Consider the following 22,967-nt stretch of genomic DNA (forward strand, 5'->3'; position numbering starts at 1 on the left):
GTCACGGGTGCGTCGTCACGTCTTTATCGCGTCGGTGAGTGTACCGGCGCATGGCTTCACTCCCCGTCGAAGTCGTCTACGGGCTGTACTTCGGCGTCCTCACGGGCCTCGTCCCGGCCGCCGTCGCGTGGCTCCTCGGCTTCGGCTTCCGCTACGTCACCGGCGTCACCGTGCCGGGCCTCGCCGTCGTCGTCCTCAGCGTCGCCATCGCGGGCGCGAGCGGCGGCCTCATGGCGCTGGCCGACCCGACGATTACGCAGTCGGAGAGCCAGGTCAGGCTGACGGTCGCGCTGTTGGTCGTCCTGATGGGGTCGTTGTACGCCCACAACCGCGGCGACGCCTTCGCCAACGACATCCCGCGGAAGATGTCGCTGCGCAAGCTCACCGAGCGGTCGCTGTCGACCGACGTGGTCGAACTCGTCGGCGGCCGCGGGCAGGTCAGCGTCACCGTCACCGGCGAGGTCGGTGACATCGAGGGTTACCCGCCGGTTCCGCTCGACATCCGCACCGGCATCCGCAACGGCGAGTGGACGTTCCCCGCCGACATCCCGCTCGTGGAACTCGAATCGCGGTTTGCCGACCGCCTGCAAAACGAGTTCGACCTCGCAGCCGTCGAGGTCAGACTCGACGAGCGGGCCCGCGCCACCGTCACCGCCGCGGCCCCGGTCGGCGGCCTCTCGAAGCGCCTCCCGGCGGGCAAGCGCGCGGTGTCGGTGACGGCGCTCGTGCCGACGGGGCTCGCGCAGGGCGACGACGTGGTCGTCGTCACCGACGGCGGCACGGTCTCCGCGACCGTCGCCGGAGTCGACTCCGTCGCGGAGGTCCCGAGCGAACCCGACGACGATGACGACGACGCGGACGCCCCGAAGGCCGCGCCGCGCGCCCCCACGGCCGTCGGCGGCGAGGGTCGCGTCACGCTCGCGGTCGACCGGGGGCAGGTCGAACCGCTCCTCACGAGCGACGTGGAGCGGTTCGTCGTCACCTCCCGCGGCGTCCGTCGGGAGTTCGAACTCGTCTCACTGCTCCGCCGCGCCGGCAAGCGCTTCTCTCGGCTCTCGGTTCGGTCCGAGAGCCCGCTCGACGGCGTGACACTCGGCGAGGCGGGCGTCCGCGACGCCTACGGCGTGGCCGTCCTCGCGGTCCGGCACGGCGGAAACTGGACGATTGCGCCGCGAGGGGACCAAGCGGTCTCCGCCGGCGACACGCTCTACGCGGTCGGGTCGAGAACCGACCTGACCGGCTTCGAGGAGGCGGTGGCGTGATGTCGGCGCTGCTCTCCGCGTTCGCTTCGGCCGCCGGCGCGGGCACCGCCGTTTCGGTCGCGCCCGCCGCCGACCTGTTCGCGGCGGTCGGAGGGTCGCCGGCCGCCGCCGGACAGGTGTCGATTCCGCCGGCCGACGACTCACTCGTCTTGCAGGCGCTCCGCCTCGTCGGCCTCGTCGTCGGCGCGTTCGTCGTGTCGGCGGTCGCCTCGCTTCTCTACCGCTGGTACACCCGCGAGATAATCCCGCGGGCGCTGGCGGTGCTGTTCGGCGGCGCGGTCGTCGCGCTCTACCTGAACACTATCGGGCTGTTCGGCGCGTTCACAACCGGCACCGAAACCGAGGTGTTTCAGCTGGACACCGTGGTTTTCAACGTCGCGTCGCTCGCCGGCGGGGCGCTCATCGCCCCGGTCGGCCGGGTCGCCGGCGACCGACTCGCGACCGACGTGTTCGCCGTCGCGGGCGCGAAGGAACTCGACGCCGACGTGAGCCGACTCGTCCGGACCGTCGGCCGCGTCACGTCGGTGACGCTCCCCGATGATATCGGCGACATCGAGGGCTACGACCCGGTCGCCGAGAGCGTCAAGACCCAGCTGAGCGGGAAGACGCTGCTGTTCCCCCGACGGCTCGGCGAGGCCGAACTCCGCGACCGACTCGCGACGCGCATCAAAGACGACCACGGCGTCGGCCACGTCGACGTGGAGTTCGAGGCCGGCGGGAGCGAGGTGTCGTACCTCGCGCTCGGCAGTCGCGCGGCCGGCCTCGGGCCGACGCTCGCGCCCGGCACCGTCGCGGTCGCGATTCGCGGCGACCCCGGCTCCGGCGCGGCCGCCGGCGACCCCGTGCAGGTCTGGTCGGTTCCGAAGCCGGACGCGGCCGACGACGACCCGGCAGCCGACGCCATCGCGAGCGCGGCCGACGCGACCGAATCGTCCGACTCCGCCGACGTGACCGAGACGGCCGGCGGCGGCCCCGACCCCGGTTCGCTGTCGGACGGCGGCACCGACACCGACGCGCCGGCCGAACCGACCCGCGTCGCCTTCGGCGAACTCCGCGGCGTCGCCGACGACGTGGCGACCGTCGCCCTCGACGCGGAGGACGCCGACCGGCTGGCGAGCGGCGAGACCTACCGGCTCGTGACGCTCCCCGCGGACCCCCACGTGGACCGCGAGTTCGCGTCGCTCCTGCGGAACGCCGACGAGACGATGGCGGTCACGACCGTCGCACCCGGTGCCGACCTCGACGGACTGACGGTGTCGGACGTGGACACCACGGTCGTCGCCATCCGGTCTTCGAACCGCCCGGTGGACGCGATTCCCGGCCGGGGACGCGAACTGGCGGCCGGCGACACGCTCTACGTCGTCGGCCGGCCGGAGGTGCTCCGGAAGGTCGAACGCCGGGCGACGACCGACACGGGCCGCACCGACGGCGGCGACGACGACGGAGCCGACACCGGCGGGTCCGACGGCGAGGCCTCGCGGTCGTCCGGGGCGCAATCCTCATGAGCGCCGGGCGACGAGACGGGAGTATGGAGTGGAAGCTGTTCGCCGACCTCGCGGAAGTCGCCGGCTCGCGCACCGTTCGGGTCGACGTCGACGGCGACGCGACCGTCGGCGACGCGCTCGACGCCCTCGTCGGGGCGCATCCGGCGCTCGAATCGCGGGTGTTCGGTGACGACGGCGAACTGTACGACCACATCAACGTCCTCCGGAACGGCGAGGCGGCCGCGCTCGGCGAGGCGACCGCCGCCGGCGACGAACTCGCGCTGTTCCCGCCGGTCAGCGGCGGCTAGCGCGCGGTCGTCGCCCCGACGCGGCGACGGTCATCGGTTCTCGAAGCCTGACGGACGACCCGCGAGCGGCCGGTCCGTCAGTACGCGGGACGGGGGACGACGGCACGAGATGGAAGGGCGGGAGTAGAACAGCGGGACGGGAGAGAACTGGGTGAGATAGAACAGCGGGACGGGAGAGAACTGGGTGAGATAGAACAGCGGGACGGGACGCGATAACGCGAGAGAGAACGGAACGGAGAGACGCGTCGCGGTCGGTCGCGAAGCGGGAAGGCGAGTTTCGAGTCCGAGTTACTCGCTCGGGCGCGGCAGCGCCGTAAACAGCGTCTCGACGATGGAGAAGGGGTCGTAGACGGACTGGTGACACTGGCAGTAGACGCCGTCTTCGCCGCCGAACGTGGCGGAGCTGGCCGCCTGCTTGTAGCCGGGGACACAGCAGAAGTGCGTACACTTGTTGAGCCACGCGATGACGCCCTGGTCCGTCGAGGCGGCGAGCCACTCGTTGTCCTGTGCGGCCTCCTCGATGCGCGTCGAACGGAGCACCTGAATCGGAATCGTGTCCTCGGTGTCCTGAGAGCGCCAGGTACCGGTCGCGGGCTGTCCGAGACCGGACTGTCCGATGCCGTTGCCCCACGACTCGTACTCGTCGAAGTCGTTGACGTTCAGGCGGTCGCCGGCGCTGTACGTCTCGGACTGCCAGTCGTAGGCCCCGTTGTCCGAGCGGAAGTAGTTGTCAGACTCGAACGACGGAGAGAGTGCCTCGTAGGACTGCACGCCGCAGTACTGGAACCAGTCCTGCGAGTAGGTGACGCCGGTTCCCTGGTAGTCCTCGGTGATGGCGAGTTCGACTTCCACACCGTTCTGGGTGACGGTCTGAACCTCGGGCCAGACGCCTCTGATGTAGCCCTCGTCGTCGATTTCAATCGGAATCTGTGGCATACCGCGCGGTGCGGGACCGCCGGTGTTCTCGATGGCGTACGCCTGCGTCGGACCGCCACCGGACCCGGTGGACGACGTTGCGCTGTTGACGGCGGCCGCGCCTGTCGTTCCCACGCCCGCGAGCGCCGCTCCCCCGACGACGCCCTTGACGAACCGACGGCGACCCGAATCGGCGGGGTACTTGTCGCTATCGCTCATACACTCACCTTCGACCCAGCCAGTAAAAGCGTGACGAATCAACCGTGTTAGTGCGCACGACGAACCGGCCGCCCGCGAGGGGGTGCGGCCGGCCGAGCGACCGAGTGAAAAACTGGACGAACCATTAGAAACGTTCGTTGAGGAATCGTCTCCGGGCAAATTTTCGGCGTTACTCGTGGCCTTTTAGAATGTGGTACTCGTATTCGAGTAGGATGCGATTGCACACCAGAGACGTGCGGCAAGACGTTCGCGAGCTGGGGGCGCTGCTCGGGGACGTGCTCGAAGCGCAGACGTCGACGGCGTCGTTCGAGACGGTCGAAGAGCTTCGACAGGCGGCCATCGCCTACCGGAAGGGCGAGTCCGGGTCGCGCGAGCGGCTCTACGACGTGGTCGGCGACCTCGAACCGGAGCGCGAGAGCGTCGTCGCCCGCGCGTTCACGACCTACTTCGAACTCATCAACCTCGCCGAGGAGCGCGAGCGCGTTCGCGTCATCCGCGAGGCGTCACAGGAGGGGACGCTCGAAGACGGCATCCTCGACACGCTCGACGCGCTGGACGACGAGGAGGTCGACGAGGAGCTTCTGGGACGGGTCCTCGAAGACGTGCTCATCGAGCCGACCTTTACGGCCCACCCGACCGAGGCCCGCCGGAAGACGGTGAAGTCGAAGCTCCGCTCCATCGCCAACCGGCTGGAGACGCTCGACGAGCGCCGCCTCACCGACCTCGAACACGACCAGGAGTGGCGGCACGTCGTCGCCGAGGTGACGAGCCTCTGGCAGACCTCGCAGGTCCGCGACCGCCGCCCGGAGCCGACCGACGAGGCCCGAAACGTCCAGTGGTACCTCGAAAACACGCTGTTCGACGTGGTCGGCGAGGTGTACGAGGAACTCGAAGAGGAGCTCCGCGCCGAGTACCCCGGCCTCGACGTGCCGAAGCTGTTCGAGTTCCGGTCGTGGGCCGGCTCCGACCGCGACGGCAACCCCTTCGTCACGCCCGAGGTGACCGAAGACACGCTCGAACGCCAGCGAAGCGTCGCCCTCGAAAAGTACAGCGACGCGCTCAAGCGTCTCTCCGGTGTGCTGAGCCAGGACGCGACGCGAATCGACCCCGGACACGAGCTCGAACGCTCGCTGAAGGCCGACCGCGAACACCTCCCCGTCGTCGCCGAGGAGGCCGACGAGCGCTACCCCAACGAGCCGTACCGCCAGAAGCTCAAGCTGATGCGCGAGCGGCTCCGCCGCGTCGAGGACGTCCGCCCGAACGGCTACGCCGACGCGAGCGAACTCATGGCCGACCTCGAGGTCGTCGACGCCAGCCTCCGGCGGACCGGCGCGGAGCAGGTCGCGGACGTGTACGTCGAGCCCCTGATGCGACAGGTCGACACGTTCGGCTTCACCCTCGCCAGCCTCGACCTCCGGGACCACCAGGAGAACCACACCGAGGCCGTCCACGAGGCGCTGGCCCACGAGGGTCTCGACTACTACGGCAGTTCCGAACAGGAGCGCGTCGAACTCCTCACGGACGCGATTCTCCAGGAGGAGCCGGTCGTCGACCTCGAAGACCCCGGCGACGTGTCCGAGACGGCCGAGCGCGTCCTCCGCCGCTTCCGCAAGCTCGGCGAGTGGCAGCGCGAGTACGGCGTCGGCGCTATCGACACCTACTGCATCTCGATGACCGAGGAGCCGTCGCACGTCCTCGAAGTGCTGTTCCTCGCCGACCAGGCGGGCGTCGTCTCCCTGCCCGACCACTGCGGCATCGACGTGGTCCCGCTCCTCGAAACCGAGTCGGCGCTCAACGGCGCGCGCCGCATCATGGGCACGCTGTTCGAGAACGAGGCCTACGGGACGGCGCTCGCCGCCCGCAACGACGTCCAGGAAATCATGCTGGGCTACTCCGACTCCAACAAGGAAAACGGCTTCCTCGCGGCCAACTGGGACCTCTACAAGAACCAGCGCCGCCTCGCGGACATCTGCGACGACTTCGACGTGACGATGCGGCTGTTCCACGGCCGCGGCGGCTCCATCTCCCGCGGCGGCGGCCCGATGAACGAGGCCATGCTCGCGCTCCCGAACGAGACCGTCACGGGGCAGATTAAGTTCACCGAACAGGGCGAGGCCATCGCCGAGAAGTACGCCAACCCGCGCATCGCGGAGCGGAACCTCGAACAGATGCTCAACGCCCAGATTCGCGCCCGCCTGCAAGCGATTCGGACGCCCGAGGAGGAAGTCCCCGACCGCTGGGTCGACGCCATGGACACCATGGCGGCCGCCGCGCGCGAGGAGTACCGCGACCTCCTCGAATCCGACGGCTTCGTCTCCTACTTCGAGCAGGCGACGCCCATCACCGTCATCGAGGAACTCAACCTCGGCTCCCGGCCGGCCTCCCGCTCCGACGAGCGCAGCGTCGAGGACCTGCGGGCCATCCCGTGGGTGTTCTCGTGGACCCAGTCGCGGTGTATCCTCCCCGGCTGGTACTCGCTGGCCGCCGGCGTCAACGCCTTCCTCGAAGACGGCGGCGACATGGACGACCTCCGCGAGATGTACGACGAGTGGGCGTTCTTCCGCAGCACGTTCGACAACGCCGCGATGGCGCTGGCGCGCACCGACCTCGAAATCGCCACGGAGTACGCGAACCTCGCCGACGAGGAGCTCCGCGAGGAGTTCTTCACCCGGCTCACCGAGGAGTACGAGGACGCCGCGGACCTCATGCTCGACATCAGCGAGCGCAGCAGCCTCCTGAAGCGCGAGTGGCTCGAAGAGAGCCTCCGCCGCCGCAACCCCTACGTCGACCCGCTGAACCTGTTGCAGACCCACCTGCTGTCGCAGACCCACCGGACCGACGAGGAAGAACGGACCCTGCGGCTCACCGTCAAAGGCATCGCCGCCGGGATGAAGAACACGGGATAACGCGACCGCGACGCCGACGCCCTCGGCCACCCGCCGAGGTCGACCCCGTCACCGTCGCCGCGCCGCCGGGACCGACTAGGCCCGACGGAGGTCGTACGGGTTCGAACAGACCGGACAGGTCTGCCGCGCGACGCGATACTCGCTTTTCAACCGCTGTCTGACGCCGTCGAAGTCGGCGTCGCCCTCGTATCTCGATTCCACTTGCTGTCCGCAGTGTGGGCACACCACCACCACCGTTGCCATATTCGACGGTACGGGCGAGTCCATCATATATGTTCACCCTGTTTGTGTCGGGGTCGCACGTCCCACTCAGCCGCGGCTGCCGGTGGCAACGAATACGAGGCACAGGGCGGTCGAACGCGGCGAAAACGAGGGTTTCGTCGGCACCGACGTCCGCCGGGTGCGGACCGGCTCAGCTCAGGCGTGATTCCACGGCGCTTCCTCGAAGTCGACGATGCGGTGGGTCGAATCGAGGTCGTCGATGGCGGCCACGTCCTCGTCGTCGAGGTCGAGGTCAAGCGCGGCGAAGTTGTCGCGGATGTGGTCGGGCGAGGCGGCCTTCGGGATGGGCGTCGCGCCCTTCTCGATGAGCCACGCGAGGGCGACCTGCGCGGGCGAGGCGTCGTGCTTCCCGGCGATGTCGACGATGACCTCCTCGTCAGCGACCTGATTGCGCGCGATGGGCGAGTAGGCGACCAGCCGGTGGTCGTGTTCGGCGGCGACCTCGCGGAGTTCGGTCTGCTGGAGCATCGGGTGCATCTCGACCTGATGAGCGAACACCGGCGCGTCGAGCGTCTCGATGGCCGATTCGAGCTGGTCGGGTCGGAAGTTGCTCAGGCCGACGTGGCCGATGACGCCGTCTTCGACGAGTTCGTCGAGGGCCGCGAGCGTCTCGTCTTCGTCGTAGCTGTCGATTGGCCAGTGGACGTACAGCAGGTCGATGGTGTCGACGCCGAGCTTGTCGGCGGACTCGCGGGCCGTCTCCAGCACGTCGTCGTAGCCGAGGTTGTCGGTGTCGAGCTTCGTCGCCACGAACACGTCGTCGACGTCCACGTCGGATTCGGCGAGGCCCTCACCGACGTACTCCTCGTTGTGGTACATCTGGGCCGTGTCGACGTGGCGGTAGCCAACGTCGAGGGCGGTCTTGACGGCCTCGACGCACTCGTCGCGGTCTTCGAGCTTGTACGTCCCGAAGCCGAGTCGCGGGAAGTCCTTCATGGGCGAACGATTGCGGGCTGACGAGTCAAATCCTGCGGTTGCGGAAGCCGTGGATACACTTACCACCGGCCCGCCAGTGGTTGGGGTATGCCCTCCGAGAAGGAGAAGATGCTCGCGGGCGACTCGTACGACGCGAGCGACCCGGAACTCGTCGCGGAGCGAAAGCGCGCGCGCCGGCTCACGCGCCGGTTCAACGACACCGACGAGACCCGAATCGAGCGCCGCGAGGAGCTGATTCGGGAGCTGTTCGGGGCGGTCGGCGAGTCGTTCGAAATCGAGCCGCCGTTCCGCTGCGATTACGGCTACAACGTCCGCGTCGGCGAGGAGTTCTTCGCCAACTTCGACTGCGTCTTCCTCGACGTGTGTCCCATCACCATCGGAGACAACTGCCAACTCGGGCCGGGCGTCCACGTCTACACCGCGACCCACCCGGTCGACGCCGCGGAGCGAATCAAAGGCCCTGAGTCGGGCGAGCCGGTGACAATCGGTGACAACGCGTGGCTCGGCGGCCGCGCGGTCGTCAACCCCGGCGTCACCATCGGTGACGACGCGGTGGTCGCCTCGGGCGCGGTCGTCACGGAGGACGTGCCCGACTCGGTGGTCGTCGTCGGCAACCCGGCGCGAGTCATTAAACGGCTGGACTGACCGGGCGCGCGCCGTCGCGTCGGCGTCGCCGCCGCGTCGCCGTCGCGCGATTCTCTCGGATTCGGGTGCGTGCGGTGCTCTGGCACACGATGTTCCCTCCGAAATGGTTTTGAAGTACGCTCGCACACGGTCAGTATGCCGACGGACGAATACGACCCAGAGATGGGGCGCAAGTTCATTTTCGTAACCGGGGGTGTCATGTCCGGCCTCGGGAAGGGTATCACGGCCGCGAGCACCGGCCGACTCCTGAAGAACGCCGGGTTCGACGTCACCGCGGTCAAGATAGACCCGTACCTGAACGTCGACGCCGGGACCATGAACCCCTACGAGCACGGGGAGGTGTACGTCCTGAAAGACGGCGCGGAAGTCGACCTCGACCTCGGGAACTACGAGCGGTTCCTGGGCGTCGACATGACCGCCGACCACAACATCACGACGGGCAAGACCTACCAGCACGTCATCCAGAAGGAGCGCGACGGCGACTACCTCGGGAAGACGGTCCAGATTATCCCGCACGTCACGGAGGACATCAAGCGCCGCATCCGCGAGGCTGCCGAGGGCACCGACGTGTGTATCGTCGAGGTCGGCGGCACCGTCGGCGACATCGAGTCGATGCCGTTCCTCGAATCGCTCCGCCAGTTCGCCTCCGAGGAGGAAGACGGCGACGTGCTTTTCACCCACGTCACGCTCGTCCCCTACTCGAAGAACGGCGAGCAGAAGACGAAGCCCACTCAGCACTCCGTCAAGGAGCTTCGGAGCATCGGCCTCCAGCCCGACATCCTCGTCGGCCGCGCCGACGACAAACTCGAACCGGCGACGAAGACCAAAATCGCGCAGTTCTGCGACGTGCCGGACGCCGCCGTGTTCTCCAACCCCGACGTGCCGGACATCTACCACGTCCCGCTGATGGTCGAAGAGGAGGGCCTCGACGAGTACGTCATGGAGCGCCTCGGCATCGCCGACGAGGCGCTACCGAAGGCAGAGCGCGACAACCGCTGGCGCGAACTCGTCACGGCCGACCGAACCGGCTCGGTCGACATCGCGCTCGTCGGCAAGTACGCCCTCGAAGACGCCTACATGTCCATCCACGAGGCGCTCAAGCACGCGGGCATCGAGTGCGGCGTCGACGTGAACATCCTCTGGGTCGACTCCGACGAGATGCTCGACAAGCACGAAGAGCGCCTGAAGGACGCCGACGGCGTCGTCGTCCCCGGCGGCTTCGGCTCCCGCGGAACCGGCGGCAAAATCGAGGCCATCCGCTACGCCCGCGAGAACGACGTGCCCTTCCTCGGACTGTGTCTGGGCTTCCAGATGGCCGTCGTCGAGCAGGCCCGGAACGTCCTCGGCCACGAGGAGGCCCACTCGGCCGAACTCGACCCCGAGACGCCCTACCCGGTCATCGACCTCCTGCCGGAGCAGTACGAGGTCGACGAGATGGGCGGCACGATGCGCCTCGGCGCGCACGACACCGACATCGACGCCGGAACGCTCGCGGAGGCGGTGTACGGCGACACCTCCTGTACGGAGCGCCATCGTCACCGCTACGAGGTGAACCCCGAACTCATCGACGAACTCGAATCCGAGGGGCTCCGCTTCTCCGGCCGCGCCGAAAACCGCATGGAGATTCTCGAACTGACCGACCACCCGTTCTTCTTCGGGACGCAGTTCCACCCCGAGTTCCGCTCCCGACCCGACCGCGCGAGCCCGCCGTTCCTCGGCTTCCTCCGCGCGGTCCTCGGCGACCTCGACGCGCGCGAACTCGGCAACGAAGAGGTGACAGCATAATGGTAAACGTAGACGAATTCATCGAAGACGCGACCGCATCGATTCGCGACCAAATCGGCGACGAACACGCCATCATCGCCCTCTCGGGCGGCGTGGACTCCTCCGTCGCCGCGACGCTCGCCTACGAGGCCGTCGGCGAGCAACTCACCCCGGTCTACGTCGACACCGGCCTGATGCGCAAAGGCGAGACCGAGCAGATTGCGGACACGTTCTCCTTCATGGAGAGCCTCCGCGTCGTCGACGCCCGGGACCGATTCTTTGACGCCCTCGAAGGCGTCGTCGACCCCGAGGAAAAGCGCAAGGTCATCGGCGAGCAGTTCATCCGCGAGTTCGAGCGCGAGGCCAAAGAGACCGACGCCCAGTACCTCGTGCAGGGGACCATCTACCCCGACCGCATCGAGTCCGAGGGCAACATCAAGTCCCACCACAACGTCGGCGGCCTGCCGGACGTGGTGGACTTCGAGGGCATCGTCGAACCCGTCCGCGACCTCTACAAAGACGAGGTCCGCGAGGTCGCCCGCGCGCTCGGCCTCGAATCCATCATCGCCGAGCGGATGCCGTTCCCGGGGCCGGGGCTGGCGGTCCGCGTCCTCGGCGAAGTCACGCCCGAGAAGGTGCAGGTCGCCCGCGACGCGTGTCACGTCGTCGAAGACGAGACCGAAAAGCACGACCCGTGGCAGGCGTTCGCCGCCGTCATCGGCAAGGGCACCGGCGTCAAGGGTGACAACCGCGTCCACGGCTGGATCGTCTCCGTGCGCTCCGTGGAGTCGCGCGACGGCATGACCGCCCGCGCGCAGGAACTGCCGTGGGACACCCTCCAGCGCATCCAGTCGCGCATCACCGGGACGAACGAGAACGTCGCCCGCGTCGTCTACGACGTGACCCACAAACCGCCGGCGACCATCGAGTACGAATGACGACGGCAGTCGTCGCGGGGGCGGACCCCGACGGACTCGGTGAAGCGCTCGAAGACGAGGGCGCGACGGTCGTCCGCGTCGCCGGCATCGCCTCCGCCGACTCCCTCGGCGAGGCCGGCATCGAGGACGCCGACCTGCTCGTGCTCACCGACATGGACGACGCGACGGCCATCGCGGTGGCCAAAGAGCAGAACCCCGACGTGCGCGTCGTGACCTACGCCTACGACACCCTTCCGGAGTTCGCCAAGGGACAGGCCGACCTCGCCATCGACCCGAACCTGCTCGCGGTCGACGTGGTCGCCGAAGAACTCGTCTGAGACGGTCAGGAATCCCAGACCGTCTCGGTGCGCAGACTTTCTTTCAATATTCTAGTTGTGCAAATATTGATATCGTCACGGTCCTTCATGATGGTTGCAGATGTCGTCCCTCTCCCGACGAACGATGCTGAAGAGCCTCGGCGCAACCGGCCTCCTGCTCGCAGGCGGCGCGACGACCGCGGCGGCACGCCCCGGCGGCGTCGCCGCGGGTGACGCGCGGTTCCGAGTCGGCCACTTCTCGCCCGACGCGCCCCCCGTAGACGTGTACGTGAACGGCGACCCCTTCCCCGGCTTGCAGGGCGTCCCGTTCGGCGTGCTCTCCGACTACTTCACCGTCCCCGCGGGGACGTATCAGGTCGAGGTGACGCCGGCGGGCGACGCCTCGACGGTGGTCATCGACGCCGAGGTCACGCTCCGGCGCAACCGCGATTACACCGTCGCGGCGACGGACGTGCTCGACGCTATCACGCCCGTCGTGCTCACGGACACGAACCGCCCGGCACCGTACGGCAAGGCCAGCGTCCGCGTCGTGCACTTCTCGCCCGACGCGCCCGAGGTCGACATCGTCGTCAAAGACGGCCCGACGCTGTTCTCGGGACTGGCGTTCGGTGACGTTTCGCAGTACGAGACGGTGCCCGCCGGGACGTACGACCTCCGGGTCGTCCTGTCGTCGAACGGGGCGGTCGTGCTCGACCTCCCCGGGACGACGCTCCCCGGCGGCCGGACCATCTCGGTGTTCGCCATCGGGTTCGCCACCGGCGGGTCGCCCGGCTTCAGCGTTCTGCCCGTGGTGGACGCCGTCTCGCCCGCTCGCAAGCCCAAGCCACCGTCCGGCGGCGACGTCTGTCGCGTGGGCTGAGTCGATACCGGTCGCCGCCCGCCGCGAGAGTCGAAACCGCCCGACTGCGGCGGGTGACTCCGGCCCGCGTTGCCATGGTCGAAACCCCCTTTTGGCGTCCCCGCCGATAGCCGGTGACATGGTTCGGGTCTCGACCGGCGCGCGCATCCACTTCGGTTTCCTCAATCTGAGCCTCGCCCGCGACCGCCTCTACGGCGGCGTCGGCGTCGCGCTCGACGAGCCGCGGGTAGTCGTCGCCGCCGAGCCCGCCGCCGACGTTCGGTGTCGCCACCCCGCCGCCCGCGAGTACGCCGAGCAGGCGGTCGACCTCCTCGGCGTCGACGGCGTCGACGTGTCGGTCGAGCGTACCCTGCCGCGACACGCCGGCCTCGGCAGCGGGACGCAGCTCGCGCTCGCGGTGTTGCGGTCGGTCGCGGCCGCCACCGACCGCGAGGCCGACGTACGCCGACTCGCCCCCGAGATGGGTCGCGGCGGGCGCTCCGGAGTCGGCGTCGCCACGTTCGAAGCCGGCGGGGCCGTCCTCGACGCGGGCCACCCGACCGCGCGCTTCACCACCGACAGACCGGAAGACGGCTCGTGGTCGGTGCCGGCGGTCGCCGCCCGACACCAGGTGCCCGACCGCTGGCGGTTCCTGCTCGTCGTCCCCGACGCCGACCCCGGCCGCAACGGCGCGGCCGAGGAGTCGAGCATGCGCTCCGTCGTCGAGCGCGCGGACGCCCAGACCGGCGACCGAATCGCCGGCATCGTCACCCGGCGACTCCTCCCGGCGCTCGCCGAGGGGTCCGCCGAACGCTTCGGCGAGGCCGTCGAGTCCGTCGGCCGGCTCAACGGGACGTGGTACGCCGACGAGCAAGGCGGCGTCTACCGGCCGCCGGTCGGTGCGCTCGTCTCGTCGCTGTCGGAGTCGCCCGTCGTCTACGGCGCGGGCCAGTCGTCGTGGGGGCCGACCGTCTACGGCGTGACCGACGCCGACCACGTCGACGAGGCGGTCGAGGCGGGGCGCGCCGCGCTGTCCGACGCCGACATCGAGGGCACCGTCTCGGTCGCCCGCGGGCGGAACCGCGGCGCGAGCGTCGAGTGACGGGGCGGCGCGACAGGCGGCAGGGCGGCGGCATCCGGGTCGCGCTCCCCGAAACGCCTAACCGACGCGGCCGAGTCGGCTTCGGTATGTCTCAAATCCCCTTCGGCGTCCCCCGCCTCGACAGCATCATCGGCGGCGGCGCACCCCCGGGGAACGTCGTGCTCCTCGCGGGGGAGTCCGGCGCGGGCGCTCGGGAGTTCCTCTACACGAGCGCGACGATGAACGCCCTCTCGCACACCGACGAGGAGCTGTTCGACCTCCACTACGGCTCGCTCGCGGACACCGCGACGCCGCCGCCGGAGATACACTACGTCTCGTTTACCGCCGGCGAGGAGTACCTGCGCCGCGAGATGGGGTACACGATGGACGACGAGGTCGTCGAGTCCGCGGTCGAACACATCGAGTTTCACGACCTCTCGCCGGAGTACTTCCAGCTCAGCCCGATTCCGCGCGAGTGGTATCTCGGCCAGCCGACGAAGTTAGAGGACCTCGGCCACCGACACAACCGCGAATCCGTGTTGGGCGCGCTGGGGAGCACCCTGAGCGAACACGCCGCCGGCAACCTCGTCGTCATCGACTCCCTGACCGACCTCGTGGCGAGCCAGTCCGACGAGATGACGTGGTCGGACATCGCCATGGTCATCAAGGGGCTGGAGAAGGCCTCCTACCAGTGGGGCGGACTCATCCTCGTGCTCGTGAGCACCGAAGCGCTCTCGAAGACCGAACTCGGCGTCCTCAAGGGCGCGACCGGCGGGACGCTGCTGTTCGAGTGGGAGTCCGGCGGGTCGAAGCGCGCGCGGACGATGGTCGTCCAAGAGTTCCGCGGCGTGCTCGCCCGACTGGAGAGCGAGAACATCGTGCAGTTCGAGACCGAAATCAACGAAAGCGGCCTCGACGTGAGCGACGTGCGGAAGATTCGCTGAGCGACCCGCCGCGACGGGGACGCGATGAACTGTCGAGAATTCGGGGATAGTTCTTAAGTCCACAGGGACAAAGAGGGGACGAAGATGCAAGGGGAAGACCGGGCGTCGCTCCCAGACGACCTCCGCACGTGGGTCGAAGCGCGCGCCGACGAGGAGGGCGTCGACCCGGAGACGGTGCTCGCGCGGGCCCTCGGGACCTACCGGCTCGCCGTGAGCGACGCGGGCGAATCGCTCGACGGCGACGCGACGGTCCCCGAACGCCTCGACGGGGTCGAAGGGCGCGTCGAGGCGCTCGAAGGCGAACTGGACGAGAAAATATCCGACGTGCGGACGCGCGTCGTGCAGGTCAAACGCGAGACCGACGAGAAAGCGCCGCGCGACCACGCGCACCCGGAGTTGGACGCCGAACTCGACCGACTGGCCGACGACGTGCACGCGACCCGAAACCGCATGGCCGACCTCGACGAGCGGGTCGACGCCGGCTTCGAGAACTTCGAGGAGATTCTCACCTATCTCGACGAGACGACCGCGACGGTCGACGAGAACCTTCGGACGGTCGCGCGGACGCTGTTGGACCTCCGCGCGAGGGCGGCGGACCTCGAAGCCGCCGAGCGCGAACGGACGGCGCTCTCGGAACTCCTCCGGACTGCGAACGCGACCGGAGAGAAGAAAGCCCGGTGCGAAGACTGCGGCGAGACCGTCCACCTGGACCTGCTCTCCGAGCCCCGGTGTCCGTCGTGTCGGACCCCCTTCCGCGACCTGTCGTCGTCGCCCGGCTTCTTCGGCTCGGCGACGCTCCACACCGGTCGCCCCCCCGCGCTGGAGTCGGCCGATTCGGCCCGCGCGACCGACGCGGTCGAAGACCTGCTCGACGAGGCGCCCACCGGCGTGGTCGACGACGACCCCGCGACCGGCGGCGCGACCGACCGCGACCGACCCGCCGCTCCCCGAGAGGAGGAGTCGCCCCAGCAGGGCGCTGCGGCGGGGAGCGAACACGGTGACGACTGACACCCCACGAGGACGATGACCGACGACAACGACACGGACGACGCGGCGAGAGACGAGCCGTTCACCCTCGGTGACCGCGACGACGGACGACCCGAGCGCTCCGACCCGACAGACGACGCCTCCGACGCCGAGAACACCCCGGGGGAGGACCGTGACGGCCGCGACGACGATTCGGCCCCGCTTTCGGACCTCGCGGGCCGCGTGGCCGAGCGTCGCACCCGCTCGCACGTCTCCGACCAGGGCGACGACGTGGACGAACTGTTCGAGTCGGTCGAAGTCGGAGAACTCGACCGCGACGACGTGTGGACGTCGCTCGTCGAGGGCGGCGACGACGTGGAAGCGGAGGGCGTCGGCGTCGGCGCCGAGGCCACCCCGGTCGACGACGGCGAGGGCGTCGCGGACCACGTCGTCCCCAAGACCGAGTTCTGCCAGCGCTGCGAGCACTTCGCCGCGCCGCCGGAACTCGCGTGCCACCACGAGGGGACGACTATCGTCGAACTCGAAGACAGCGACCACTTCCGGGTGCGGAACTGCCCGATGGTCGAGCGAGACGACTGACGGCGGTCGCGCGGCGGGCCGGCTCTGACTCTCCCGACGGCGCGGAGTGACAGCTTCTTTGCCCTCGGTCCGCTACCGGCGGGTATGCAGTTCTGCGACGAGTGCGGTTCGATGATGGTGAGCCAGAACGGCGCGATGACCTGCACGAACGACGACTGCGGGGGGACCGCCGAGCGCGACGAAGAACTCGCGGCGGAGTTCGTCTCCACCGAGGCGCAGTCGGGCGACGAACTCATCGAGACCGAAGAGGGCGCTGAGTTCGAGGGCAAGCCGACCGCGAAAGACGTTCACTGCGACGAGTGCGGCCACACGAAGGCGTGGTACACCATCAAGCAGACCGGGTCGGCCGACGAACCGCCGACGCGATTCTTTAAATGTCAGGAGTGCGGGTATCGGTGGCGGGAGTACAACTGAGAGACTGACAACCCCTCTTTCTCCCCGCTCAGGAACCAAGTCCCGAGAGCCGAATCACCCGTCTCCCAACTCCTCGGCCGTCACCGCACCCGGCCCCTCCTCACGCTCGTCTTCCGAATCGCTCGCGAGCGCGTAGCCGTAGGGGACGAGCAACAGGCTCCCGAACCAGCCGACGACGAGTCCGAGCGTGCCGAAAATCGTGCCGACGAGGCCGATTGCGACGGCGTCGGCCGCGACGACGACGGCGGCGAGCGCGACGCTCCAGCCGACGAGCGACTTCCACGACCCGCGACGGATGCAGAAGCCGGCGAACAGGCCGAAGGCGGTCACGACGCCGATGCCGGGGATGAGGACGTAGCGCATGCCGAGCGACCCCGAGTTGGTGAGCGTCGTCCCCAGCCACATGGCGACGAGCGTGCCGGGGACGACCAGGACGGCGGTTCGGCGGTCCAGCGGGCGGGCGCGGCGTCGAACCCGGAACGCGCCGAGGAGGCCGAGGCCCGCGACGGTGTACGCCCAGCCGATGGGGTTGAACAGGAACCCGCCGACGAGGGCGAGGAAGTTCCCGAGAATCTCGCCCTCGTTCGCCGGGTGGACGAGGTAGTGCGCGCCGCCGCGCTCGTAGACGCCGGGCACGACGAACGTGCTGTTGGTGACGGTGCCGCCGTCGATGGCTTCGCGCACGTCGGCGCTGGCGTTCGCGGCGGGCGACGACGCCCCGGCGGCGACGGTCTCCCAGTCGGTCGGGTCGAGTTCGATGGTCGCGCGAACCGGGTCGCCCGAGACGTTCAGCGAGAACCGATAGTACCGGCCGTCGTAGACCGCGAAATCGGCGTCTTCGTTCACGTCCGAGAGAGTCATGTACGCCTCGGGTTCGATGTCGCCGTCGTACCGGCCGGTCCGGGCGGCGGTGGCGACCGGTTCGCGGAGTTGCGGCGTCTCGTTCACCGTCGCGGCGAGGTTGACCACGTCGGCGTCGTAGGAGGCGACGAGGCCGGGCGGCGAGTCGGCGGTCACTTCCTCGGCTTCGTACGTCGATTCGAGCGACGAGGTGGAGGTGGCGACGGCGAACGACTGGCTCAGCGCGATGCCGACGAGGAGAAGGGCGACGACGGCGGCGAGTCGCTTGCGAGGGACCATAATCCCGGCTTCGGAGCCGAGCCAAAAATGTCGTTCGGTCGAATTTTCGTCGGGCGGTTCGTCGCAGGTCGCTGACGGCGGCGGCGACCCGGTCGCTCGCTTCCGTTCTCACTCGACGCCGAGGTTCGATACGAGGAAGTCAGCGACGGCGGCCGCGACCTTGTCCTCCTGCCCGACGAAGAAGTGGTCGGCCGCGAACTCGACGACCGGCTGGTGGTACTCGCGGGCGCGCTCGACGACGGGCTTCCAGTCAGCGATGTCGTCGCGGGTGCCGTAGACGACCTGCACGGGGACGGGGATGCGGTCGAAGGCGGCGACCGCGTCGAGGTCGTCGGCGAGTCGCCCGGCGGGGCCGAGCGCGGAGACGGCTCCCACGTCAGCCCCCTCGGCGGCCGCGAGGAGCGCCATCGCGCCGCCGAACGAGAAGCCGAACAGGCCCACGCGGTCGTAGCGCTCCGCGGCCCACTCGACCGCCCGAAGGGTGTCGGCGCGCTCGCCGTAGCCCTCGTCCCACGCGCCGTAGTCAAACCGGAGGCAGTCCACGCCGCGGGCGGTGAGCGCGTCGCTGACGGCGACGAGGCGGGCGTCGCCGCGGTGACCCTGCTGTTGCGGATGGGGCGGGCAGGCGATGACGACCGCGTCGCGTCCGGCCGCCGCGTCGGCGGTATCGCCAGTCTCGTCCGCGTCGTCGATACCGTCGCCGCGGGCGCGGTCGAGGGTCGCCCGCACGTCGCGGCCGCCGGGCACGAGAATCGTCTCGGTCATAGGGACAGGTTGCGCTGGTGAGGTTTTAAGCCGAACGTCGCGTAGTAATGGAGTATGGGAATTCTCTCTCGCACGTCGTACGTCATCCGGTCGAAGATAAACTCCCTCCTCAACCGTGCGGAGGACCCGACGGAGACGCTCGACTACTCCTACGAGAAGATGCGCGACGAGCTACAACAGGTCAAACAGGGTATCGCCGACCTGACCACCCAGAAGAAGCGACTGGAGATACAGAAGCGTCGCCTCGAAGAGAACGTCGAAAAGCACAACGACCAAGCCCGCGAGGCCGTCCAGCAGGACCGCGAGGACCTCGCCCGCAAGGCGCTCGAAAAGAAGCAGGCCAAGATGAGCCAAATCGAGGAGCTGGAGACGCAAATCGCCAGCTTGCAGGAGACGCAGGACCAACTCGTCAACAAGAAGGACGAGCTCCAGAGCCGCATCGAGGAGTTCCGCACGAAAAAGGAGACGATGAAGGCCCGCTACGAGGCCGCCGAGGCGTCGAGCCGCGTCTCCGAGGCGATGACCGGCGTCGGCGACGAGATGGCCGACGTGGGGCGCGCGCTCGAACGCGCCGAGGAGCAGACCGACGAGATGGAGGCCCGCTCGGCCGCGATGGACGAACTCATGGACTCCGGCGCGTTCGACGACGCGCTGTCGGACAAGGACTCCATCGAGCGCGAACTCGAAGCCGGCCGCACCAGCGCCGAAGTCGACACCGAACTGGAGACGCTCAAGGCCGAGATGGGCAAGTCCTCCGGGTCGTCGTCGAGCGAGAGCGCGAGCGCGAGCGACGCCGACGTGGATGTCGAAACCGACGTGGCCGACGAAGAGGTCGAAGCCGAACTCGAAGAGCTGAAGAACGAAGACGACTCCTCGTCCTCCTGAGCGCGCCCGCCCGAACCGACGCCGTGCAGTCCCCCGCGGCCCACCCGCTCCCGCGACTCGCCCGCCAGTACGCACTTGACCCCACCCCGCGATAGCTTCGGTCATGTCGAACACCGGCGGGCCGTCGGCCGGCGAGCCCGACGACACGATGCGAGAGCGCGGGACGACGAGCCGCGCGAAGCTCCGCGCCCTCCTCGACGCGGACCGCCGCGTCGTCGCCGCGGCCCCGCTCGTCGTCGTCTTTGGTAGCGTCGTCGTCCTCGGCCAACTGGACCCGACCTCGCTCCGGGTCGCCGTCGAGTCGTCGGACCCAATCGAGACGCTCGCGCAGGGGCTTCTCACCGCGATTATCACTGGCGTCACGCTCGTCGTCACCATCAATCAGCTCGTGCTCTCGCGGGAACTCGGCCCGCTGGGCGACCAGCGCGACCGGATGGAGGGGTCGATGCGCTTCCGCGAGGACGTGGCCGACCTGCTGGACGCGCCGGTCGCGCCGCCGGAGCCGTCGGCGTTCCTGCGCGCGCTGGCCGAGGGCATCGCGTCGCGGGCGCGGGCGGTCGAAGACACGCTCGATGCGGGTGGGAACGGGGACGCCGGCGAGAGCGACGACGCGGCCGCGAGCGACGCCGATAGCGACCCGACGACCCGCGTCCGCGAGTTCGCAAGGGAGGTCGAGTCGAACGCCGAGGCGGTCGCCGGGCGGCTGGAGGGCCGGCAGTTCGGGACGTTCGCGGTGCTGTCGGCGGCGCTGGACCTCAACTACTCGTGGAAAATCTATCAGGCGGCGCGGCTCCGCCGCGTCCACGACGCCGACCTCTCGGCGGAGACGAAGACCGCGCTGTCGGAGCTCCGCGACGCGCTCGAACTGTTCGGCCCCGCCCGCGAGCACGTCAAGACGCTCTACTTCCGGTGGGAACTGGTCGACCTCTCGCGGACGATGTTCTACGCGGCGGTCCCCGCGCTCGTGGCGAGCATCGGCGCGATTCTCTTTCTCGACGACCCGACGACGATTACGGGCGCGACGCTCGGCGTGTCGAACCTGCTTCTCACCGTGGCGTTCGTGGTGGCCGTCTCGCTTTCGCCCTTCGCGGTGCTCGCGTCCGCGGTCCTCCGCATCTCGACGGTCGCAAAACGGACGCTCTCCATCGGGCCGTTCGTGCTCCGGTCGGAGACCCGCGAAGACGACCTCGACTGGGAGTCCTGACGGGGACCGAGTCCCGAATCGGCGTCGGTGGGTGTCGCCGCGTTACCGCATCTGCGTCACCGCGCCCGCCTTACCGACGCTGCGCGCCGGTTCCCGGTCGGTCGAGCGCGTCGAGGTCGATTTCGCCGTTCGGCATCGGGACGCCCTCGTAGGGGTCGTCCGCGAGGAGGAGCGAGCCGTCGAGGTCGGCGTAGTCGAGCAGCGGCGCGAGGTGACAGCCCGCCGCGATGGCGGCGTTCGACTCTATCATGCAGCCGAGCATGACCTCCAGCCCGTGGGCGCGGGCGGCGTGGATGGCGCGTTTCGCCTCCGTGAGGCCGCCGCACTTCATCAGCTTGAGGTTCGCGATATCGACGCGGTCAGCGATGCGCGGGATGTCGGCGGCGGCGATGCAGGACTCGTCGGCCGCGATGGGGAGCGCGCCGCGGTCGTAGACGAACTTCAGGCCCTCGTGGTCCTCGGCGGGGACCGGCTGTTCGACGAACTCGACGCCGTGGTCTGCGAGGAACTCGGTCATCTCGACGGCCTCGCGGGGCGTCCACGCCTCGTTGGCGTCGACGCGGATGGTCACGCCGGGAGCCTCGTCGCGGACGGCCTCGATGATAGCTCTGTCGCGGTCGGTGCCGAGTTTGACCTTGAGCACGTCGTAGCCGGCCTCGTAGGCCTCCGCGGTCTTCTCGCGCATCGTGTCGAGGTCGTCGAGACCGACGGTGTACGACGAGGTGGGCGTCCGCGAGGGGTCGAGCCCCCAGAGGCGGTACAGCGGGACGCCGAGGCGCTTGGCCGCGAGGTCGTGCAGCGCGATGCTCACGGCGGTCCGCGCGGCCGGGTTGCGGCGGACCGTCTCGGCCATCTCGCGCTCGATGCGATCGATGGCGTGGGCGTCGCCGACCGCCTCGACCACCGAGAGCAGGTCGGGAAGCACGGCCTCGACGGTGTCGGCGGTCTCGCCGTAGTGCGACGACGGGGCGGCCGCGCCGACGCCCGTCATGCCCCCTTCGTCCTCGATGCGGACGACGACGTTCTCGGCCTCGGTCTGGACGCCGCGGGCGATGCCGAACGGCTCCGCGAGCGACATCGAGACGCGTTCGAACTCGGTCGCGAGCATCTAGAACACCTCGTCGATGAGGTCGGCCGAGCCGAAGCGGACGGGGTCGACCGCGGGGACGCCGAGTTCGTCCGCGAAGGCGTCGACGGCCTCGGCCGCCTCCACGTCGTCGTCGACGTGGGAGGTGTTGAGCATCCCGGCGACCACGTCGGCCTCGTGGACAGGGTCCGCGAGGTTCTCGTACAGCGAGACGTACTCCGAGAGGTCGGGCAGGGCGAACTCCTCGTAGCCGTGAATCGCCTCGCGGGTGGCCTCGTGACAGAGCACGAGCTTGTCGGCCATCGACCCGTGGAGGATGCCGCAGGTGACCGCGGAGTACGCCGGGTGGACGATGCTCCCCTGGCCCTCGACGAACAGCACGTCGTGTTCGTCGCCTTTCTCCAGAATCATCTCCTCGACCGCGCCGGCGGTGAAGTCGCTGACGACGCGGTCGACGGGGTTGCCCCAGCCCGCAATCATGATGCCGGTCTGGCCGGTCGGGATAAAGCCCGCGTCGATGCCGCGCTCGCGGGCGGCCTCGACGAGTTCGAGCGTCGCGGTCATCTTGCCGACCGAGCAGTCGGTGCCGACCGTGAGGACGACTTCGGCGTCCACGTCGGCGGATTTCCCCTGCGCGACGCCGAGGTCGTCGTGGGGCTTGCGAACGTCGTTGATGTCGCAGCCGTGTTCGTCGGCGAGGCGGGCGAACTCCTCGTCTTCGGCGAGGAAGTAGTGGAGGCCGGAGATGAGGTCACAGCCGCGTTCGAGGGCGGTGCGAACGTCGTCGCGCCACGTCTCGTCGAACGCGCCGCCGATGGGCGAGATGCCGACGAGGAGGGCGTCGGCGTCGGGCGCGTCGGCCATCGAGGCGACGACGGGCACGTCCGGGAGGTCGCGGCGGTGGTCGGCGGCGGAGGTGCCGGGGTTGTCGCGGTCGAGGACGGCCACCACGTCGTAGTCGGCGTACTTCAGGACGCCCGTGGCGGTCTTCGCTCGGTCGGGGAACTTCTCGTGTGCGAGGACGGCGACTCGCTGTGGGTCGTTCATACAGGGTGTCACTACGTGCC

23 protein-coding genes are annotated in these 22,967 nt (G+C 69.1%); 16 read left to right on the plus strand and 7 right to left on the minus strand.

Translation table 11 applies throughout. From position 1 onward, the window contains the following. Positions 1 to 50 precede the first annotated feature (50 nt). The 3 genes from E4P24_RS13280 to samp1 are packed head-to-tail and all read left to right on the plus strand — an operon-like array spanning position 51 to position 3,054. Positions 51 to 1,262 (plus strand): potassium channel family protein, encoded by a 1,212-nt coding sequence (locus tag E4P24_RS13280; protein WP_004042717.1) that lies wholly within the window; start codon positions 51 to 53, stop codon positions 1,260 to 1,262. Next, positions 1,262 to 2,767: a cation:proton antiporter regulatory subunit gene (locus E4P24_RS13285; protein ID WP_188148578.1), complete on the plus strand. Its 1,506-nt coding sequence runs from the start codon at positions 1,262 to 1,264 to the stop codon at positions 2,765 to 2,767. Before E4P24_RS13280 ends, E4P24_RS13285 begins: the two co-directional genes overlap by 1 nt. 23 nt (positions 2,768 to 2,790) lie before the next feature. Then, the gene (gene samp1 / locus E4P24_RS13290) at positions 2,791 to 3,054 is read left to right on the plus strand and encodes a ubiquitin-like modifier protein SAMP1 (RefSeq protein WP_004042720.1); all 264 of its coding nucleotides are present in this window, start codon (positions 2,791 to 2,793) and stop codon (positions 3,052 to 3,054) included. Positions 3,055 to 3,342: 288 nt separating this feature from the next. Here samp1 and E4P24_RS13295 read toward each other — a convergent pair whose 3' ends face one another. Continuing rightward, complete coding sequence (locus E4P24_RS13295; protein ID WP_004062363.1) at positions 3,343 to 4,188, minus strand: cytochrome bc1 complex Rieske iron-sulfur protein; 846 nt, start codon at positions 4,186 to 4,188, stop codon at positions 3,343 to 3,345. Between the two features lie 212 nt (positions 4,189 to 4,400). On the opposite strand from E4P24_RS13295, the gene ppc reads away from it, so the two are divergent. Then, entirely contained in the window at positions 4,401 to 7,094 is a 2,694-nt protein-coding gene (ppc, locus tag E4P24_RS13300) for a phosphoenolpyruvate carboxylase (RefSeq protein WP_004062362.1), read from the plus strand. 75 nt (positions 7,095 to 7,169) lie between these two features. On the opposite strand, the gene E4P24_RS13305 is transcribed toward ppc, so the two are convergent. Continuing rightward, positions 7,170 to 7,337: a hypothetical protein gene (locus E4P24_RS13305; protein ID WP_155821702.1), complete on the minus strand. Its 168-nt coding sequence runs from the start codon at positions 7,335 to 7,337 to the stop codon at positions 7,170 to 7,172. Between the two features lie 174 nt (positions 7,338 to 7,511). Beyond that, positions 7,512 to 8,312 carry an aldo/keto reductase gene (locus tag E4P24_RS13310; protein WP_115802852.1) on the minus strand — a complete coding sequence of 267 codons (801 nt, stop codon included), beginning with the start codon at positions 8,310 to 8,312 and terminating at the stop codon, positions 7,512 to 7,514. 87 nt (positions 8,313 to 8,399) lie between these two features. Between E4P24_RS13310 and E4P24_RS13315 the strand changes: the two genes are divergently transcribed. The 10 genes from E4P24_RS13315 to E4P24_RS13360 all read left to right on the plus strand — a co-directional run bounded on the left by E4P24_RS13315 (position 8,400) and on the right by E4P24_RS13360 (position 16,819). Further along, positions 8,400 to 8,957 carry a sugar O-acetyltransferase gene (locus E4P24_RS13315; RefSeq protein WP_188148579.1) on the plus strand — a complete coding sequence of 186 codons (558 nt, stop codon included), beginning with the start codon at positions 8,400 to 8,402 and terminating at the stop codon, positions 8,955 to 8,957. Positions 8,958 to 9,092: 135 nt separating this feature from the next. Further along, positions 9,093 to 10,742 (plus strand): glutamine hydrolyzing CTP synthase, encoded by a 1,650-nt coding sequence (pyrG, locus tag E4P24_RS13320; protein WP_004062357.1) that lies wholly within the window; start codon positions 9,093 to 9,095, stop codon positions 10,740 to 10,742. Then, positions 10,742 to 11,659, plus strand: a complete 918-nt coding sequence (gene guaA, locus E4P24_RS13325) for a glutamine-hydrolyzing GMP synthase (RefSeq protein ID WP_004042733.1) — start codon at positions 10,742 to 10,744, stop codon at positions 11,657 to 11,659. Before pyrG ends, guaA begins: the two co-directional genes overlap by 1 nt. Continuing rightward, positions 11,656 to 11,976 carry an NAD-binding protein gene (locus E4P24_RS13330; protein WP_006601476.1) on the plus strand — a complete coding sequence of 107 codons (321 nt, stop codon included), beginning with the start codon at positions 11,656 to 11,658 and terminating at the stop codon, positions 11,974 to 11,976. Before guaA ends, E4P24_RS13330 begins: the two co-directional genes overlap by 4 nt. 124 nt (positions 11,977 to 12,100) lie before the next feature. After that, entirely contained in the window at positions 12,101 to 12,835 is a 735-nt protein-coding gene (locus E4P24_RS13335) for a DUF4397 domain-containing protein (protein WP_188148683.1), read from the plus strand. 118 nt (positions 12,836 to 12,953) lie between these two features. Next, positions 12,954 to 13,916, plus strand: a complete 963-nt coding sequence (locus E4P24_RS13340; protein WP_188148580.1) for a beta-ribofuranosylaminobenzene 5'-phosphate synthase family protein — start codon at positions 12,954 to 12,956, stop codon at positions 13,914 to 13,916. 86 nt (positions 13,917 to 14,002) lie between these two features. Further along, positions 14,003 to 14,839: a hypothetical protein gene (locus E4P24_RS13345; RefSeq protein WP_004062353.1), complete on the plus strand. Its 837-nt coding sequence runs from the start codon at positions 14,003 to 14,005 to the stop codon at positions 14,837 to 14,839. 84 nt (positions 14,840 to 14,923) lie between these two features. Beyond that, entirely contained in the window at positions 14,924 to 15,847 is a 924-nt protein-coding gene (locus E4P24_RS13350) for a hypothetical protein (protein WP_115802848.1), read from the plus strand. 15 nt (positions 15,848 to 15,862) lie between these two features. After that, positions 15,863 to 16,405 (plus strand): hypothetical protein, encoded by a 543-nt coding sequence (locus E4P24_RS13355; protein ID WP_115861799.1) that lies wholly within the window; start codon positions 15,863 to 15,865, stop codon positions 16,403 to 16,405. Between the two features lie 84 nt (positions 16,406 to 16,489). Next, positions 16,490 to 16,819 (plus strand): transcription factor S, encoded by a 330-nt coding sequence (locus E4P24_RS13360; protein ID WP_004062350.1) that lies wholly within the window; start codon positions 16,490 to 16,492, stop codon positions 16,817 to 16,819. A gap of 54 nt (positions 16,820 to 16,873) precedes the next feature. On the opposite strand, the gene E4P24_RS13365 is transcribed toward E4P24_RS13360, so the two are convergent. Beyond that, positions 16,874 to 17,959: a hypothetical protein gene (locus tag E4P24_RS13365; RefSeq protein WP_188148581.1), complete on the minus strand. Its 1,086-nt coding sequence runs from the start codon at positions 17,957 to 17,959 to the stop codon at positions 16,874 to 16,876. 108 nt (positions 17,960 to 18,067) lie between these two features. Then, positions 18,068 to 18,724, minus strand: coding sequence for a dienelactone hydrolase family protein (locus E4P24_RS13370; RefSeq protein ID WP_006601481.1), 657 nt, complete (start codon positions 18,722 to 18,724; stop codon positions 18,068 to 18,070). Positions 18,725 to 18,778: 54 nt separating this feature from the next. On the opposite strand from E4P24_RS13370, the gene E4P24_RS13375 reads away from it, so the two are divergent. Together E4P24_RS13375 and E4P24_RS13380 are read left to right on the plus strand one after the other, a co-directional pair. Further along, positions 18,779 to 19,609, plus strand: coding sequence for a PspA/IM30 family protein (locus E4P24_RS13375; RefSeq protein ID WP_115802844.1), 831 nt, complete (start codon positions 18,779 to 18,781; stop codon positions 19,607 to 19,609). Positions 19,610 to 19,712: 103 nt separating this feature from the next. Further along, positions 19,713 to 20,813: a hypothetical protein gene (locus E4P24_RS13380; RefSeq protein WP_188148582.1), complete on the plus strand. Its 1,101-nt coding sequence runs from the start codon at positions 19,713 to 19,715 to the stop codon at positions 20,811 to 20,813. A gap of 70 nt (positions 20,814 to 20,883) precedes the next feature. Here the strand turns inward: E4P24_RS13380 and E4P24_RS13385 are convergent, their stop codons facing one another. Next, positions 20,884 to 21,921, minus strand: a complete 1,038-nt coding sequence (locus tag E4P24_RS13385; protein WP_188148583.1) for a dipeptide epimerase — start codon at positions 21,919 to 21,921, stop codon at positions 20,884 to 20,886. Then, entirely contained in the window at positions 21,922 to 22,947 is a 1,026-nt protein-coding gene (locus E4P24_RS13390; RefSeq protein ID WP_115802841.1) for a DUF1611 domain-containing protein, read from the minus strand. Positions 22,948 to 22,967: the final 20 nt, after the last annotated feature.

The sequence above is a fragment of the Haloferax sp. AS1 genome (assembly GCF_014530665.1).
Lineage (GTDB): Archaea > Halobacteriota > Halobacteria > Halobacteriales > Haloferacaceae > Haloferax > Haloferax volcanii.